We start from the raw sequence: 16,326 nt of genomic DNA, 5'->3' as shown, positions 1-16,326 counted from the left end.
GACGGTCTGAGCGGGGAACGACCTCGGTGAACGACAAGAGGGGGATCAGCTCGTGAACTCAGCGGAACGGGCTCTGACACGGCTCGTGGTGGAAACGTCGTCCGATCGATACTCGCACCGCGTAACCTCGGGGTCAACATCACAGCAGCACTGATACATGATCGGGGTCTCATCCCCGCTGTCACGGAGTCGGCGGATTTCGATCGGTGAACACACAGCTCACACGGTGTCCAGAGTGGACACCAGCCAGTCGTCACCCACCTTCTCCAGGGTCACCCGGACCCGGGCTCCCTCGATCAGCGGAGCCGGTCGGCGGCTGCTTGTGGTGAGCTGGTTGATGAACGCCAGCAGCACCACCTGCCGGTCGGTGGCGGTGACGACCCCCAGCGCCGACAGCGTGGTGCGCGTGCTGATCCGGTCCCGGACGGCGGCGGGACGGATCATGCTGCGCTGGAGTTCGAGGTAGTCGCGGGCGAAACCGCCGGTGACCGCGCCCTCGGCGGCGGCCAGGTCGCGGTCGAGCGTTTCGTGGCTGTAGCTGAGCACTTCGGGGATGCGCCGGGCCGCCACCTCGGTGGCCGCCGTGCGGGCCGCTGCGACCCGCGCGGCGGCGTCCTTCCGCTGGTGAAGGACCACGACGGCGGCGGTGGCCGCCAGCAGCACCGCCACCACGAGCGCGGTGGCGATCCGGCGACGTCCCGGGTTCTCGGCGACTTCCTGCTCTTCGACGGCGTCTGCGGTGGTGGTCATGGCACGAACTCCAGGTTGGCGACGAGCCAGGTCTCGCCGGTCTTCTCCAAGGTGATCCGCAGCCGGTACTGGCGCTGCTGGCCCTCCGGTGACGCCGCGTTGCCGACCGTGGCCCGCACCGCGGCCAGCGCGACCGCCGTCGTGCCGTCGGAATTCGACAGCGCCGCCTCGACCACCTCGCCCCGGGAGGTCACCTTCGAGCCGGTGACGATGTCGCGGAACGCCGTGCTCTGCTGGGCGAACTGCTCCCTGAAGGCGCCGGTCGCCAGCGCGGTCAAGCGTTGGGAGTCCTGCTCGACGGTCTGCGCGCTGATGTTGGTCAGCCCGAGCGCGGCCTGCCGCGCGACGGTGACCGCCTGCCGGTCGGATTCGTCCCGCTCCGCGGCGGCTTCGGCCGCGTTGTGGAAGTGGGTGCCCAGCGCGGCGAGCCCGATCAGCAGCAGCGCCGCCGCCACCAGGCCTCCGGTGCGCCTCACTTCAGCAGCAGATCGTGCCATGTCGCCGGCTCTCCTCCCCGTTGTTCGCCCACGTCACCGAGCACCAGCAGATGACCGTCGGGCAGCATCGCGTTGCCGGTGCTCGGGTCGTACTCGGCCACGACCTCCTCCGGCCGCGCCCCGCACGCGGCCGCGGTCGGTCCGCGACGGCCGGGATCGTTGGCGCAGGGGTAGTTCCGCGTTCCGCGGATCGACCGGGGGTCGTCGGGCGCGACCTTGCAGTACTGGTCCGGTGGTGTCCGCGCGGGCGACTCGTCGTCGAAGGAGCGCTGCTGCGACATCGGCGTGTAGCCCGCGTAGCAGGGCGGTGTGCTGTTGACCGAGAACCGGATGCCGAGGTGGGCGCTGCCCGGCGCGGCTCCGGGCTGCTGGACGACGCGTTGCAGCGCCGCGGTCATCGCCGGGTAGAGCACCAGGGTCTGGGAGACCCCGGGCAGCTGGGTCCGGATCACCTGCCCGGTGGCGTCCAGGTCGGCGAGCAGGTGCGGCAGCGCCGGGATCAACCGGTCCTGCAGGCCGATCAGCTCCTCGGCTGCGGGCGGGGTGCGGGCCAGGACCCCGCGCAGGTCGCCGTCGCTGCGCCGCAGCTGCTCGGTGAACGAGGCGAGATCCCGCAGCGTGGAGCGGGTTTCGGGTGCGATGTCGCGCTGGGTGCGCAGGAACGGCCCGAGCTCGGTGATCAGCCCGACGGTGGGTTCCAGGTCGAGCCCGGCTTGGTGCAGCACCGTCCGCGTGTTCTCCAGGAGGGTCGTGACCTGGGGTTCCTGGCCTCGCAGTCCGGTGGTGAGCTCGTCGAGGACGACGTTGAGCTGGTCCTGCGGGATCGAGGCGGCGAGGTCGTCGAGGCTGGTGATGAGCTCGTCGGTGCGCGGCAGCGTCGTCGTGTCGGTGATGCGGTCGCCCGGTTCCAGCCAGGGCGGTCCGTCGCCGGCCGGGGTGAGGTTCACCGACTGCTCCCCGATCGCGGACTTGCTGCGGATCGCGGCGCTCACCCGCGCGGGGACGCGGACGTCGTCGTCGATGCCGAGCGTGGCCACCGCGGTGCCGTCGCCGAGGTCGATCGAACGCACCTTGCCGATCTCGACGTCCCGGTAGCCGACCATCGCGCCCGGGTGCAGACCGGTGGCGTCGGTGAACACGGCGGTGACCTCGTACTGCCCGAACCCGAGGAGCTGGCGCAGGTCGAGGTAGTTGACCAGCACCGTGCTCACGCCGAACACGGTGAGCACGGCGAAGGCCGCGAGCTGGAGCCGGACTCGCCTGGTCAGCATCAGCCGCCTCCCAGCAGGTCGCCGAGCAGCGGCAGGGCCGGGTCCGGCGGCGGGTTCGCGGGTGGCGGCGACGGAGGTGGTTCCTCGACGGGCGATCCGATGCCCAGCGGGCCGCGGATCGGATCGGTGGCTTGCAGGGCGGTGCGGGCGGCGTCGAAGACGGTCTCGACGGGAGTTCCGGCCAGCAGCCCGGATTCCAGGCTCGGGACCGAGAGGTCCAGGGTCACCGCCAGGTTCAGGAAGTCACCGCGCACGATCTTCTCGTAGGTGCTCAGCGGGAACAGCAGGGTTCCCAGCGTGTCGAGGGATTTCGGGACGCTGTCGCCCGCGGCGACGAGCTGGTGCAGCGTCGGCCGCAGGTCGTGCACGGTCGCCAGCAGGTCGTCGCGGGAGCGGTCGAGCACGTCGGTTCCCACCGCGCCGAGCCTGCTGGAGGCGTCCAGGGCCGAGCGCAAGGCGTCCCGCTGCTCGTTGAGGACCCGGATTCCCGGTCCCAGCTCGTCGAAGGCCCGGCCGAGCCGTTCGGAGTTCGCGCGCAGCCGGGCGGCGAGCCCGTCGACCGCTTCGATGGAGCGGATGATCTGCGCCTTCTGCTCGTCGGCGGAGCGGGCGAGGACGTCGAGCTGGTGGATGAGGTCCGCGGCCTGCTGCTCGTTCCCGTTCAGCGCCCGGTTGAGCTCGTCGGTGATCACCCGGACCTGGCGCAGTCCCCCGCCGTTGAGCCACAACGACAGGGCGGCCAGCAGTTCCTCCGTGCCCGGGTAGCGGTTGGTGCGCTCGGCGGAGATGAGGTCGCCGTCGCGGAGGCGTCCCACCGGGTCGGGCGGGGCGGCCAGCTCGACGTACTGGGCGCCGAGCAGGCTCTTCTGCCCGATGTTGGCCACGGCGTTGGCGGGCAGCACCACGCCCGCGTCCAGACCGAGCTCCACCTGCGCCTGCCAGCCGTGCAGACCGATGCTGCGGACCGTGCCGACGGTGACGTCGTCGACCTTGACCTCCGAGCGCGGCACCAGGTTGGCGACGTCGGTGAAGCGCACCACCACGCGTCGCGCGTCGGTGCCGCTGCCCGGTCCGCCCGGCAGCGGCACCATCTGGGCGCTGTCCACCGCGCACCCCGCCAGCAGGCCGGTGATCAGCAGGAGGGCGAGCAGGCGCATCACGGCCCTCCTGGCGGCGGTTGCTGGTGCGGGTTGCCGGGGCGGTGCAGCGGGTCCAGGCCGAGCGGCAGGTGCGGCACGTCCAGGGGCCGCAGCAGCGGGTCCAGCGCGGCGCGGCAGTCCTCGATGGTGCCGCCGACGGAGAACACCATCTGGCAGCTGAAGCTGGAAAGGCTTGCGGTGTAGGGGATCTGCACCCGCGTGCTGGCGGATCCGGTGACGGGTTCGTAGACGTTGTAGAGGTTGGCCAGCGACTGCGGCGCGATGTGCAGGACCTCGGCGAGGTCGGAGCGGCTCGCGGCCAGCGTGGCGGTGACGTCGCGCAGCTCGCCCACGGTGTCGCCGAGCTGCTGCTGGTGAGTGCGGGTGAAGTCGGTGATCGTGCCCAGCGCCCGGTCGGACGAGGCCAGCGCCCGGCCCAGGCTCGCGCGGTTGTTCTCGGCGAGGGCGCTGATCGAGGCGAGCTGGGTGGAGAAGGCCCGCAGCCGCTCCTGGCTCGCGTTGAGGTTCGAGGTGAACTCGTCGAGATCGCGCAGGCTGCCGAACAGGTCCTCGCTGCCCGCTGCGACCGTGGTGGAGGTTCCGGCGAGCGCATCGAGCGTGCGGCGGAACTCGGCCCCGTTGCCGCCGAGGTTGGCGGCTGCGGCCTCGATCGCGCGGGACACGGCGCCGTCGCGGTTCGCGCCGCTGGGGCCGAGCGCCTCGGCCAGTTCGGTGAGTTCGGCGTTGGTCTGGTCCCACTCGGCGGGCACCAGCGTGCGGGATCGCGGGATCTCGGCGTCGTCGGCGAGCACCGGCCCGCCCCGGTGCACCGGCGCGAGTTGCAGGTACCGGCCGCTGACCAGGCTCGGCGCGACCAGGGCGACGGAGGTGTCGGCGGGGACCGCGCGATCGGCGTCGTAGCCGAAGCGGACCCGCACGCCCGTGCCCTCGGGCACGATCTCCTCGACCTCCCCGACCCGCACGCCCAGCACCCGCACCTCGTCGTCGACGTGGATGCCGCTCGCGCTCGCGAAGTGGGCGGTGGCGTGCTTCTGCCGATCGGTGAACAGCAGGTGGGCCGCGGCGGCCGCGAACAGCACCGCGCACAGGATCGCCAGCGCTCGGCGGTTCATCGGATCCCCCTCCCGAGCAGTTGTTGCAGACCGGGCACGGCGTTGGTCGGCGGGATGTTGGCGAAGTAGGCGTCCAGCGCGGGCATCGTGGAGACCACCTCGCCGAGCGTGCGCAGCATCGGGACGGCCTCGTGGACCGCGGCGGTGATGTTGTCGCGGTTCTCCCGCAGGATCGCCAGCACCGAGTGCAGCTCGGTCAGCGCAGGCCCCAGCTGCGCGTCGTTCTCCCGCGCGAGCGCGTCGAGCTGGTCGGCGGTGGTGGTCAGGTCGGCGAGCAGCCGTTCGATGGCGGCCTGGCGCTCGTTGAGCGCCGCCAGCAGCACCGTTCCCTCCTCGAAGATCGCGCGCAGGTCCGAATCGTGTTGCGCCAGAACCTGCGTCGTGGCCCGCGAGTGCTGGAGCAGGGACCGCAGCTCGGTGTCGCGGGCGTTGACGCTCTCGGCCAGCCGCCGGAGCCCGGTCAGCGCTCCGGGGACGCTGCGCGCGGTTCCTTCGAGCGTTCCGGCGACGGTGTCGATGGCCGCGGTGAGCCGCTCGGTGTCCAGCCGCGAGGTCTGATCGGTCAGGCCCTGCAGCGCTTGGGTGACGTCGAACGGCGCGATGGTGCGCGACAGCGGGATCTGCGCGTCGTCGGGGAGCTCGCCGGGCCCGGCCGGGGCGAGGCTCAGGGCCTTCTCGCCGAGCGCGCTCTGGGCCTTGATCGCGGCGGTGCTGGCCTCGCCCACCCGCAGGTCGGGCTCGTCGACGGTGAAGGAGATGAGCACGTCGGTGTCGCGCAGTTCGACGCCCTCGACGCGGCCGACGGTCATGCCCGACACGACGACGGGGTCGCCTTCGACCAGTCCCCCGGCCTCGGCGAACACCGCGTGCAGGCCACGTCCGGCCAGCAGCGGCGAGATCGCGTCACCGCTGAGGGAGAACAGCACGGCGATCGCGATCAGCACCGAGCCGATCACGCCGAGCCGCGAATCGGTCATGTCAGTTCCCCGCTTCCTCGGCGCAGCGCCGCACGTCGCTGTCGATCCACGGCGTGTAGATGTATCCGCCGGTCGGGGCGCTGGTCCGGACTCGCACGCTGCACAGGTAGGCGTTGAAGAAGTTGCCGTTCACGCCGATGCGGCCGATCCGGCGGTAGGCCTCGGGCAGTTCGCTGAGTGCGGTGCGCAGCTGCTCGTCGTGGGCGTTGAGCGTGCCGGAGAGGGCTCGCAGATCACCGATCTCGGCGGTGAGGTCGGGACGCAGCCGCGGCAGCAGGTCGGCGGTGGCCGCGGTCAGCCCGTGGAGGTGGTCGACGGCGCCGGTGACCGACCGCCGGTCGGCGCTCAGCCCGCCGACCAGTTGCCGGGTCTGCGCGATGACGTCGGAGACCTGCCGGTCGTGCTCGTCGAAGGTGGCGAGCGCGGCGTTGAGGTTGCCGATCACGTCGCCGATGAGCCGGTCGCGGTCGGCGAGTGTGTTGGTGACCGAGGCGAGTGAGGTCAGGAAGGAGTTCAGCGCTCCGGCTTCGCCCTGCAGGGTCTGGATGAGCGAACCGGACAGCTGGTTGACCTGCTCCGGCGACATCGCCTGGAACAGCGGCTGGAAGCCGCCGACCAGCACGTCGAGGTCCAGCGCGGGCCGGGTGCGTTCCAGCGGGATGACGTCGTCGGCCAGCGGTGGCCCTCCCCCTCCTTCGGCCAGTTCGAGGTAGCGGTTGCCGACCAGGTCGCGGTACTTGACCGCCGCGAGGGTTCCGCCGGTCAGCGGCGGTGCACCGGAGACCGACATCGTCACCAGCACCGTCGCGTCCGGCCGCATCCGCAGCTCGTCGACCTGACCGACCCGCACTCCGGCGACGCGCACGGGGTCACCGGGTTCCAGGTACGACACGTCGGCGAACACCGCGCGCACCTGCGTTTCCGCTCCGGCACTTCGGGTTTCGGCCAGCAGAACGCCGATGTATCCCGCGGCGAAGGCGGCGATCGCGAAGAACGCCGCCAGCTTGATGACCTCGCCCCTCACCGGCCGCCTCCGATCGGTGAGAGCGGGCCGAACAGGTGGACGGCGAGCATCTCCGGGTTGACCGCGACGGTCTCGTCGTGACCTGGGTACGGGTTGGCTCCGGTGTCGTAGTTGACGTACGGCGGGATTCCCCGCACCTCGGGAAGTCCGTGGCACTGCGGGCCGGTGTCGACGCCGGTCTTGGGCAGGTTCTGCGGGTACCGGTAGGCGGGAGCACCGGGCAGCAGGCTGACGGTCACGTGCGCGTTGGGGTGGGTGCCGCCGAACTCCGGGCCTCCGGTGACCGCGCGGATGAGCTCGCCGTTGCGCACCACACCGCCGAAGAAGCACGGCACCACCGGCGAGTAGCGGCGCAGCAGCTCGGTGCTGGGCGCGAGGGTGTCGAGCGTGGTCACCAGCTGGTCGCCGTGGCGTTCCAGGTGTCCGCCGGTGGTGTTGCCGAGTTCGGTCATCGACAGCAGGAACGCCGCGAACGCCCGGTGCTGCTCGGCCAGGGTGGTGCTGGTTCCGCCGAGGTTGGCGGCGGTGGTGGTGAGGTCGTCGGCGACGGCCCTGTAGTCCTCGGCGACCGCGGCGATCTCGGGCAGGCGCGCTTCGAGCTCCGGCAGGTGCGGGTTGAACGCGCGCAGGTAGTCGTCGGTACCGGTGATCAGCTCGCCGATGCGCTCACCGTTGCCCCGCAACGCCCCCGAGACCGAGGTCAGGGCCGCGTTGAGCTTGCTCGGCGGCACGCGCTGCAGCGTGCGCACGACGTTGTCGAAGGTGTGGTCCAGCTCGACGTTCACCCGCGCCCGGCCGATGACGGCACCGGCGGCGATGTGCTCGCCGGATTCCCGGCCGGCGCGCAGCTCGACGTACTTGGCGCCGAACACCGTCGTCGGCACGAGGTTCGCCGACACCTCCGCCGGTATCCGCTCGGCGTGGTCGGGGTCGAGTTCGAGGCTGACCTTCGCGCCGGTCCCGTCGGTGGTGACCTCGCTGACCGAGCCGACCTCGACGCCGCGCAGCTTGACCGGTGAGCCCGGTTCCATGAGCAGACCGGAGCGGTCGGCCAGGACGGTGATCGGCACGACGCGGTCGAAGACCCGGTGGTACTGGGCGATCGAGAGCACCGACAGCAGCACCAGCAGCGCCGTGAACCCGGCGCCCGCCAGCACGTGCCTCCAGTTCACCGCCATCACCCCGAGATGTGGACCGAGGAGTCGGAACCGTAGATCGCCAGGTCCAGCAGCAGGTCGACCAGCATCACGCCGATCAGCGAGCCGCGCACCGCCTTCCCCACCGCCTGGCCCACGCCCGCCGGGCCGCCGGTGGCCGCGAACCCGTGGTAGCAGTGCACCGACATCACCACGACCGACATGGCCAGCGCCTTGACGAACGACCACAGCAGGTCCGACGGCACCAGGAACGCGCTGAAGTAGTGGTCGTAGGTGCCCCCGGACTGCCCGTACGCGACGGTCACGACCAGCCTCGTCGCGGCGAACGAGCCCAGCACCGCCAGCGAGTACAGGGGGACGATCGCGACGAACCCGGCGATGATCCGGGTGGTCACCAGGTACGGGACCGACCGGATCGCCATCACTTCCAGGGCGTCGATCTCCTCGCTGATCCGCATCGCCCCGAGCTGCGCGGTGAAGCCCGCGCCGACCGTCGCCGTCAGCGCCACCCCGGCGATGACCGGCGCAGCCTCCCGGGTGTTGGCGTAGGAGGAGACGAACCCGGCGAGCGCCTCGACCCCGACGTTGGCCAGCGAGGAGTAGCCCTGCAGACCGACCTCGACGCCGATGGCGGCGGTCATGAACACCACGATCACGACCGTCCCGCCGATGACCGCGAGGCCACCGGTGCCGAGGCTGACCTCGGCGATCAGCCGCAGCACCTCGCGCTTGTAGCGCGCCAGCGCGGTGGGAACCGAGGCGTAGACCCGGCCGTGGAAGACGACCTGGCGACCGGTGTCCTCCAGCTTGCGCAGCGGTACCCGGATCACCTTGGCCCGCTTGGGTTCGCCGATCGCCACGGCTAGCTCCCCACCTGCAGGAACACGGCCGTGATCAGCGAGTTCGCGGCGAACAGCAAGATGAAGCTGAACACGACGGTCTGGTTCACCGCATCGCCCACGCCTTTCGGCCCGCCCTTGGCGTTGAGTCCGAGGTGGCAGGCGACGAGTCCGGAGAGCAATCCGAAGACCGCCGCTTTCAACTCGCTCACCAGAAGGTCATCGATTCCGGTCAGCAGCGTCAGATTCGCGAGGAAAAGACCCGCGCTCGCGTTCTGCACGAGCACCGAGAAGAGGAAGCTGCCCGCCAATCCGACGAAGGTGACCAGCCCGTTGAGCGAGAGGGCCACGACCGTGGAAGCGAGAACCCGGGGAACCACGAGGCGCTGCACCGGGTTCAAGCCCATCACGCTCATCGCCGCGATCTCGTCGCGGATCTTCCGCGCACCGAGATCAGCGCAGATCGCCGTCGCACCCGCTCCGGCGACGACCAGGACGCTGACCATCGGCCCGATCTCCCGCACCACCGCCAGACCCGCGCCGGCCCCGGCCAGGTCGGCGGCACCCAGCTCGGTCAGCAGCTGGTTGAGCTGGAAGACGACGATGACGCAGAACGGGATGGCGACCAGCAGCGTCGGCACCACCGACACGCTCACGATCATCCACGACTGCTGCAGGAACTCCCGGAGCTGGAAGGGCCGCCGGAATCCGTGGCGGAACACCTCGACCGACATCCGGTAGAACGACCCGATAGGAGCGCTGATCCTGGCCGGTCCGGGAACAGCCATCGACCGACCTCCCCTCGGGCAAGCGGAAATCTACGGCGACGAGGAATCGCTCCTGCGGCGAATGACGGGAGAACGACGCCCGGAAAGGCACGTGCACGAGCGGAAATCGGCTTCGGCTGGCTTCGTGGTGCGGACGATAGTCGCATCGCACAACCCCACCGTCAACAACCCGGAAGCGAAACACCGCCCAGCAGAGGGAAAACCGAACCCACCCACTGCTCCGACAAGGTGAAATTCCGATCAGCGCTGCTCGTCGGACCGGACCGGTGCGAAGCCCCGCACTGGTGTCGGGATCTGGCCGTCGGTGTCGTCGTGGAGGCGGGAGAGCTCTGCTGGGAGTTCTGTGCGCTTGCGGACGTTGAGCTTGCGGTAGACGCGGGTGAGGTGCTGTTCGACGGTGCTGACGGTGATGTAGAGGCGGCGGCCGATCTCGCGGTTGGTCTGGCCTCGGGCGGCGAGTTCGGCGACCTTGCGCTCCGCCTCGCTGAGCAGCGGGGTTCCCGCCGGGGTGGGTGCGGGTTCGGGGCGGGCCGCGTCGAGGGCGTCGCGGAGCCGGTGGGACAGGACGTCGGCCTGGCACGCCTTGGCCATCTGGTCGGCCTTGCGCAGCACCAGGCGGGCGTTGCGGAGCTGTCCGAGCTCGCTGTGGGCCTGGCTGAGGTCGGCCAGCGCGCGGGCGAGTTCCAGCCGGTCCCCGCAGCGCTCCAGCAGCTGGATGGCTTCGCGCAGGGCCGCGACGCGCTGCCGGGGTTCGCTGCAGGAGGCCAGGACGCGCAGCGTGATCGCGCGGATGCGCACGCCGCCGGAGGAGCCGGCGAGCTGCTCCGCGACGAGTTCGCGGGCTTCGCGTCTCCTGCCCAGCAGCAGGTAGGTCTGGGCGAGGTCGCCGCGCCACGGGATCGTCGTGGGGATCGCCGGGTCACCGCTTCGCATCCGGGCGGCGATCCGTTCGAAGGCGTCCAGCGCCGCGAGGGTGCGTCCGCTGGTCAGGTGGTGCCTGCCGGTGGCGTGCAGGTGGCGGATGCCGAAGGTGGTCGCCGCCATCTCGTCCGGGACCGGGCGGGTGAGCAGTTCGGCCGCGGTGTCGTGCCTGCCCAGCGCCGAGTTGACCAGGATCAGCGTGGCCAGCGGCAGGCCCACCAGCACTCCCCACGTCTGCGGGTGCAGCAGTCGCAGCGCCTCCCGCGCGTGCGCCTCGGCGGCGATGAGGTCTCCGCGGCGCCACGACATGTCGGCGCGGACCGCGCCGATCAGCGCCCGCGCGGTGGTGGCTCCCTGCCTGCGGGCCTGGGCGGTGAGCGCGTCGCACCAGTGCCGGGACCGTTCGACGTGGCCCGCGTGGTCCAGGGCCAGCACCGCAGCCGAGGCCGCTTCGGGCAGCACCTCCCCCGCGCAGCTCTGCAGGACGTGCTCGGCGGCGCGCAGCACCTCCCCCGGCGATTCCCGGGTCCACGACCGGACGAGACCGGCAGTGGTCTGCCACGAGGCATCTCCGCTGGTCAGCGGTTCGACGTCTAGGGAGCGGCCGTGAATCCACTCGGCGGCGATGCGCAGTTCGGCGGCCGCGCGGGGATGAGGTTCACCGTCGTGCGCGCGCGTGCCGCGCAGGAGCTCTCCCGCCGCGCCCGGATCGCCCTGCCAGAGCCGCAGGCGGGCCACCGGGACGGCATCCCGCCAGCACAGGTCCCTCCGGTCGGCGAGCGAGCCGAGGTGGCGGGCGGCGATTGCGGGGTTGATGCGCCAGGCCGCGCGGACCAGGGCGGCGCGCAGCTCGACGCGCTCGCCGTCGTCCTCGGACGCGTTCAGGGCGAGTTCCAGGCAGCCGACCGCGAGTTCGGGATCGTCCACGAGGGACTGCTCGGCCGCGAAGCGCAAGGGGCGCATCGCCCAGCTTCCCGGTACGGCACCGGCCGCGGTGAGGTGGCGGGCGATCTCCACGGCCGGGGCGCCGCGCCGGTGCAGCAGTTCGGCGGCTCGGGCGTGCAACCTGGCAGCGTCGGCCGGGGCGAGGCTTTCCAGCAGGACGTCGGGATGGCGCAGGCGGTGGTCGCGGAGCAGCCCGGCGGCGTTGAGCGCGTCGAGCACGGGACGGACCGAGCGCGCGGTCATCGCCAACAGCTCGCCGACCAGGGCCGGTGACGCCGAATCGCCCAGCACCGCAACACCTTCGGCCACGGCGAAGAAGTCCGCGTCCCGGCGGGTCAGGCAGTCCAGCACGGCCCGGCGGAAGTGCGGGCCCACCACGCGCCCGTCCTCCAGAAGTGCCTTGATCAGGAACGGGTTTCCGCCGCTGATATCGAAGGCGGTTGTGGCGCAGACATCTTCGACGCCGAGCATCTCCGCGACACCGGCGGCTGTCAGCGGTCCGAGGTCGATCCGGTGATCGGGCTGGCGGGCCAGCTCCGCGTGCGAGGATTCGCGCGCCAGGTTCGGGCGTTCCCACTCGGTCAGCACCAGCAGCACGCGCGCGGAGGCGATCCTCCTGCGCAGGTAGAGCAGCGCCTGCTGCGACTCCGGGTCGGCGAAGTGCACGTCGTCGACGGCCAGCACCACCGGGCGCTCACCGCCCGATTCCAGCAGCAGCGCGCCGACTTCCTCCAGCGAGCGGGGGTCCAGCGGCGATTCGGCGAGACGGGCCACCCGGTCGCGCACGACGGGTTCCGCTCCGACGAGCAGCTGGGCCACCACGCCCAGCCGCAGCTCGCGCTCAGCGCGCGAACCCACCGCGCGCAGCAGCGTCGCCCGCTCTCCGACGAGGTCACCGAGCGCGTCCAGCAGTGCCGTCTTGCCCGTGGCCAGCGCGCCGCCGATGAGCACGACCCGGCCCCTGCCCCGCTCGCAGTCGGCCAGGGATTCGGATAATCGGGCTAACTCGCTGGTTCGTTCGGTCAACATCGGTGACTCCGCAGTTCCCACTCGCGCAACGGTTCTCGACTCGTGACCGATCCCGTCGCGCTCAGCCGCCGCCTACACCGCTCCGACGTCGCCGGCGCCGGGGCGGTTCCGCGACGACCGCGAAGTCCCGATTTGCTTCCCGAACGAAAATCATCTGGACGTGACCGCAAGCCACGCCCGAACTCACCTCACCTCCGCGAGAGGGCCTTCTGCAGCTCCTCCTTGGTCATCTTGGAACGGCCTTCGATCTTCTCCCTCTTGGCGTCCTCGTAGAGCTGCTGCTTCGTGCGGCCGCCGGGTCCTTGCCGTTTCCCCGAGCGCTTGCCGCCGCGCCGCTGCGGAGGGATGTCCTCGGTGGAGACCTTGCTGCGCTGCTTGGCCGTTCCCTTCTGCGCGCGCTCCTTGTTCACCGTCCGGGCGGCGATCTCCTCCGCTCGGCCCTCGCTGGAACCGCGCTTCTTGGTGCCCTGCTTGATGTGCTCGTACTGCCGCTCCTCCTTGGAGTTCCACGCGCTCTGGGGCATAGCTTCCCTCCCGTCACGGGCGTCTGGTGACCAAGACCTACCCGCACACCCGAACGGGCAAACTCACCTCGCCACCCTCCCGAATTCCGCCCCGACACCCATCCCGAGCCGAGATCCCGGGCGACCACGCTCCAGGCCTGGGTGACCCGAATACCCCGGTGAGCCGGGTACGGCCGTGGTCGGGGCACACCCCGATCACCCTGGTAATCGGGTACCTGATTACCAGGGTGATCGGGGTGTGGCGTGGTGGGAGGCGGTGGCGTGCGGGCGGGGGCGGGTTCGTCGGGAGGGGCTAGGGGGCGGCGTCCGCGTTGCGGAGGAGGCGGGCCGCTTCGAGGGCCAGCGGGTCCATGCCCAGGGGCGGGGAGTCGGCGAGGCGGTCGAGCTCGGCCCTCATCCTCGGGTCCCAGAACATCTTGATGTGGTGGGCCACCTCCCGCGCCGCCTGGCGGGACGGGAGGTGCGCGAACTGGATGGCGATGTCGTTGGCCATCCGCACCTGCGGCGAGACGTCGGCGCTCATGACTCGCTCAACACCGCCTCCCGCTGCTCGGCGTCGGCCTTCTCCCCGCTGGTCTCCCTGGCGACCTGCACGGCGGTGACCTTGTACTCCGGGCAGTTGGTGGCCCAGTCGGAGTTCTCGGTTGTCACCACGTTCGCGCCGGTCACCGGGTGGTGGAACGTCGTGTACACCACGCCCACCGGCATCCGGTCGGAGATCTTCGCGCGCAGCGACGTCGTGCCGACCCGGCTGGACAGGTTCACCACGTCGCCTGAGGAGATGCCCCGGTCCTCGGCGTCGTGCGGGTGGATCTCCAGCACGTCCTCCGGGTGCCAGGCGACGTTGGCGGTGCGGCGGGTCTGCGCGCCGACGTTGTACTGCGACAGGATGCGCCCGGTGGTGAGCACCAGCGGGAACCTGCGGGTGCTGCGCTCGCGGGTCGCCACGAACGGGGTGAGCACGAACTTGCCCTTGCCGCGCACGAACTCCTCGGCGTGCATGATCGGCGTGCCCTCGGGCGCCTTGTCGTTGCACGGCCACTGCACGCTGCCCAGCTCGTCCAGCTTGTCGAACGAGACGCCCGCGAAAGTCGGTGTCACCGAGGCGATCTCGTCCATGATCTCGCGCGGGTGGTCGTAGTGCATGTCGTATCCCATCGCCTGGGCGATCTCGCAGGCCACCTGCCACTCGTCCTTGCCGCTCTTGGGAACCATCACCGGGCGGACCCGGTTGATCCGCCGCTCGGCGTTGGTGAACGTGCCGTCCTTCTCCAGGAACGAGGTGCCCGGCAGGAACACGTGCGCGAACTTGCTGGTCTCGTTGAGGAACAGGTCCTGCACCACGACGAGTTCCAGCGCCGACAGGGCCGCCGCGACGTGCTGGGTGTTGGGGTCGGACTGGGCGATGTCCTCGCCCTGCACGAACAGACCCCGGAAGCTGCCGTCGACGGCGGCGTCGAACATGTTCGGGATCCGCAGCCCCGGTTCGGGCAGGATCGGGCGCTCCCAGAGCTTCTCGAACACCTCGCGGACCGCGTCGTCGGCGACGTGCCGGTAGCCGGACAGCTCGTGCGGGAACGAACCCATGTCGCAGGAGCCCTGCACGTTGTTCTGCCCGCGCAGCGGGTTGACGCCCACGCCCTCGCGGCCGATGTTGCCGGTGACCATGGCGAGGTTGGCCATGCCCATCACCATCGTGGAGCCCTGGCTGTGCTCGGTGACGCCCAGCCCGTAGTAGATCGCGCCGTTGCCGCCGGTGGCGTAGAGCCGCGCCGCCTCGCGGACCTGCTCGGCGGGAACACCGGTGATCGACTCGACGGCTTCGGGGCTGTTCTCGTCGCGGGCGATGAACTCCGCCCACTCGTCGAAGCCCTCGCAGCGCGAGGCCACGAACGACTCGTCGGTCAGCCCTTCGGTGACCACCACGTGCGACAGCGCGTTGACCAGCGCGACGTTGGTGCCCGGCGCGAGCTGCAGGTGGTGGGAGGCCTCCACGTGCGGGCTGCGCACCAGGTCGATCCGCCGCGGATCGATGACGATCAGCTTCGCGCCCTCCCGCAGCCTGCGCTTCATCCGAGAGGCGAACACCGGGTGCCCGTCGGTCGGGTTGGCGCCGATCACCACGATCACGTCGGACTCCGCCACGGACCGGAAGTCCTGCGTGCCCGCCGAGGTCCCGAAGGTCTGCTTGAGGCCGTAGCCGGTCGGCGAGTGGCAGACGCGGGCGCAGGTGTCGACGTTGTTGTTGCCGAACGCCGCGCGCACCATCTTCTGCACCACGTAGACCTCCTCGTTGGTGCAGCGCGAGGAGGTGATGCCGCCGATGGTGTTGGCGCCGTGCCGGGCCTGGATGTCGCGGAACTTCTCGGCGACGTAGGAGATCGCCGTCTCCCAATCGGTTTCGCGCCACTCGTCGGTGGTGCGCTCCCGGATCATCGGGTTGAGCTGCCGGTCCGGGTGGGTGGCGTAGCCGAAGGCGAAGCGGCCCTTGACGCAGGAGTGGCCCTCGTTGGCTCCGCCGTCCTTGTACGGCACCATCCGCACCAGCTCGTCGCCGCGCAGCTCGGCCTTGAACGAGCAGCCCACACCGCAGTAGGCGCAGGTGGTCAGCACCGAGCGGGTCGGCATGCCCAGGTCGACCACCGACTTCTCCTGCAGCGTGGCCGTCGGGCAGGCCTGCACGCACGCGCCGCAGGACACGCAGTCGGACTCCAGGAACGGGTCACCGGCACCTGCCGCGACCTTGGAGTCGAAGCCGCGCCCCTCGATGGTCAGCGCGAAGGTGCCCTGCACCTCGTCGCAGGCCCGCACGCAGCGGGAGCACACGATGCACTTCGAGGCGTCGAAGTCGAAGTAGGGGTTGCTGCTGTCGGTGGGCGCGTCGAGGTGGTTGGCGCCCTCGTAGCCGTAGCGGACCTGGCGCAGGCCGACCACGCCGGACATGTCCTGCAGCTCGCAGTCGCCGTTGGCCGAGCAGGTCAGGCAGTCCAGCGGGTGGTCGGAGATGTAGAGCTCCATGACGCCCTGGCGCAGCTTCTCCAGCCTCGGCGTCTGGGTGCTGACCTTCATGCCCTCGGCGACCGGTGTGGTGCACGAGGCCGGGGTGCCCTTGCGGCCGTCGATCTCCACCAGGCACAGCCGGCACGAGCCGAACGCCTCCAGGCTGTCGGTGGCGCACAGCTTCGGGATGTCGGTGCCGGACTCGGCCGCGGCGCGCATCACCGAGGTGCCCTCGGGCACGGTGATCGGCACGCCGTCGATCTCGACGGTGACGGTGGCCTCCCCCGCTCTGGCCGGGGTGCCGTAGTCGGGTTCCTTCAGCAGACCCATCG

Annotated in this window: 14 protein-coding genes; all 14 read right to left on the bottom strand. The window is 70.9% G+C overall.

Annotated elements, in window-relative coordinates:
• Positions 1-219: 219 nt before the first annotated feature.
• The gene (locus AB0J91_RS07595) at positions 220-750 is read right to left on the bottom strand and encodes a hypothetical protein (protein WP_363865162.1); all 531 of its coding nucleotides are present in this window, start codon (positions 748-750) and stop codon (positions 220-222) included.
• Positions 747-1,247, bottom strand: coding sequence for a hypothetical protein (locus tag AB0J91_RS07590; RefSeq protein ID WP_363865160.1), 501 nt, complete (start codon positions 1,245-1,247; stop codon positions 747-749). Before AB0J91_RS07590 ends, AB0J91_RS07595 begins: the two co-directional genes overlap by 4 nt.
• Positions 1,223-2,518, bottom strand: coding sequence for an MlaD family protein (locus AB0J91_RS07585; RefSeq protein ID WP_363865158.1), 1,296 nt, complete (start codon positions 2,516-2,518; stop codon positions 1,223-1,225). Before AB0J91_RS07585 ends, AB0J91_RS07590 begins: the two co-directional genes overlap by 25 nt.
• Positions 2,518-3,675 (bottom strand): MCE family protein, encoded by a 1,158-nt coding sequence (locus AB0J91_RS07580; RefSeq protein ID WP_363865156.1) that lies wholly within the window; start codon positions 3,673-3,675, stop codon positions 2,518-2,520. The genes AB0J91_RS07585 and AB0J91_RS07580 overlap by 1 nt, the downstream gene beginning before the upstream one ends.
• Entirely contained in the window at positions 3,675-4,790 is a 1,116-nt protein-coding gene (locus tag AB0J91_RS07575) for an MCE family protein (RefSeq protein WP_363865154.1), read from the bottom strand. Before AB0J91_RS07575 ends, AB0J91_RS07580 begins: the two co-directional genes overlap by 1 nt.
• On the bottom strand, positions 4,787-5,767 hold the full coding sequence (locus AB0J91_RS07570; RefSeq protein ID WP_363865152.1) for an MCE family protein: 981 nt from the start codon (positions 5,765-5,767) through the stop codon (positions 4,787-4,789). Before AB0J91_RS07570 ends, AB0J91_RS07575 begins: the two co-directional genes overlap by 4 nt.
• Position 5,768: 1 nt before the next feature.
• A complete protein-coding gene (locus AB0J91_RS07565; RefSeq protein WP_363865150.1) occupies positions 5,769-6,791 on the bottom strand; it encodes an MCE family protein in 1,023 nt (340 codons plus the stop codon).
• Positions 6,788-7,963, bottom strand: coding sequence for an MCE family protein (locus AB0J91_RS07560; protein ID WP_363865148.1), 1,176 nt, complete (start codon positions 7,961-7,963; stop codon positions 6,788-6,790). Before AB0J91_RS07560 ends, AB0J91_RS07565 begins: the two co-directional genes overlap by 4 nt.
• Before the next feature lie 5 nt (positions 7,964-7,968).
• Complete coding sequence (locus AB0J91_RS07555) at positions 7,969-8,808, bottom strand: ABC transporter permease (protein ID WP_363865146.1); 840 nt, start codon at positions 8,806-8,808, stop codon at positions 7,969-7,971.
• A gap of 2 nt (positions 8,809-8,810) precedes the next feature.
• Positions 8,811-9,575 carry an ABC transporter permease gene (locus tag AB0J91_RS07550; protein ID WP_363865144.1) on the bottom strand — a complete coding sequence of 255 codons (765 nt, stop codon included), beginning with the start codon at positions 9,573-9,575 and terminating at the stop codon, positions 8,811-8,813.
• A gap of 240 nt (positions 9,576-9,815) precedes the next feature.
• On the bottom strand, positions 9,816-12,470 hold the full coding sequence (locus tag AB0J91_RS07545; protein ID WP_363865142.1) for a LuxR C-terminal-related transcriptional regulator: 2,655 nt from the start codon (positions 12,468-12,470) through the stop codon (positions 9,816-9,818).
• Between the two features lie 188 nt (positions 12,471-12,658).
• Positions 12,659-12,994 carry a plasmid stabilization protein gene (locus AB0J91_RS07540; protein WP_363786917.1) on the bottom strand — a complete coding sequence of 112 codons (336 nt, stop codon included), beginning with the start codon at positions 12,992-12,994 and terminating at the stop codon, positions 12,659-12,661.
• Positions 12,995-13,286: 292 nt separating this feature from the next.
• Positions 13,287-13,517: a formate dehydrogenase subunit delta gene (locus AB0J91_RS07535; RefSeq protein WP_363865140.1), complete on the bottom strand. Its 231-nt coding sequence runs from the start codon at positions 13,515-13,517 to the stop codon at positions 13,287-13,289.
• Positions 13,514-16,324, bottom strand: coding sequence for a formate dehydrogenase subunit alpha (gene fdhF, locus AB0J91_RS07530; protein ID WP_363865138.1), 2,811 nt, complete (start codon positions 16,322-16,324; stop codon positions 13,514-13,516). The genes AB0J91_RS07535 and fdhF overlap by 4 nt, the downstream gene beginning before the upstream one ends.
• Positions 16,325-16,326 lie beyond the last annotated feature (2 nt).

The sequence above is a fragment of the Saccharopolyspora sp. NPDC049357 genome (genome assembly GCF_040677225.1).
GTDB lineage: Bacteria > Actinomycetota > Actinomycetes > Mycobacteriales > Pseudonocardiaceae > Saccharopolyspora.
This window is presented reverse-complemented; position numbering and strand designations above follow the sequence as displayed.

What these genes read in the sequence shown, in the direction of transcription:
- AB0J91_RS07545 (WP_363865142.1), bottom strand. Translation starts at nt 12,470, where the DNA reads ATGTTGACCGAACGAACCAGCGAGTTAGCCCGATTATCCGAATCCCTG.
- fdhF (WP_363865138.1), bottom strand. Translation starts at nt 16,324, where the DNA reads ATGGGTCTGCTGAAGGAACCCGACTACGGCACCCCGGCCAGAGCGGGG.
- AB0J91_RS07550 (WP_363865144.1), bottom strand. Translation starts at nt 9,575, where the DNA reads ATGGCTGTTCCCGGACCGGCCAGGATCAGCGCTCCTATCGGGTCGTTC.
- AB0J91_RS07575 (WP_363865154.1), bottom strand. Translation starts at nt 4,790, where the DNA reads ATGAACCGCCGAGCGCTGGCGATCCTGTGCGCGGTGCTGTTCGCGGCC.
- AB0J91_RS07585 (WP_363865158.1), bottom strand. Translation starts at nt 2,518, where the DNA reads ATGCTGACCAGGCGAGTCCGGCTCCAGCTCGCGGCCTTCGCCGTGCTC.
- AB0J91_RS07570 (WP_363865152.1), bottom strand. Translation starts at nt 5,767, where the DNA reads ATGACCGATTCGCGGCTCGGCGTGATCGGCTCGGTGCTGATCGCGATC.
- AB0J91_RS07595 (WP_363865162.1), bottom strand. Translation starts at nt 750, where the DNA reads ATGACCACCACCGCAGACGCCGTCGAAGAGCAGGAAGTCGCCGAGAAC.
- AB0J91_RS07535 (WP_363865140.1), bottom strand. Translation starts at nt 13,517, where the DNA reads ATGAGCGCCGACGTCTCGCCGCAGGTGCGGATGGCCAACGACATCGCC.
- AB0J91_RS07580 (WP_363865156.1), bottom strand. Translation starts at nt 3,675, where the DNA reads ATGCGCCTGCTCGCCCTCCTGCTGATCACCGGCCTGCTGGCGGGGTGC.
- AB0J91_RS07590 (WP_363865160.1), bottom strand. Translation starts at nt 1,247, where the DNA reads ATGGCACGATCTGCTGCTGAAGTGAGGCGCACCGGAGGCCTGGTGGCG.
- AB0J91_RS07540 (WP_363786917.1), bottom strand. Translation starts at nt 12,994, where the DNA reads ATGCCCCAGAGCGCGTGGAACTCCAAGGAGGAGCGGCAGTACGAGCAC.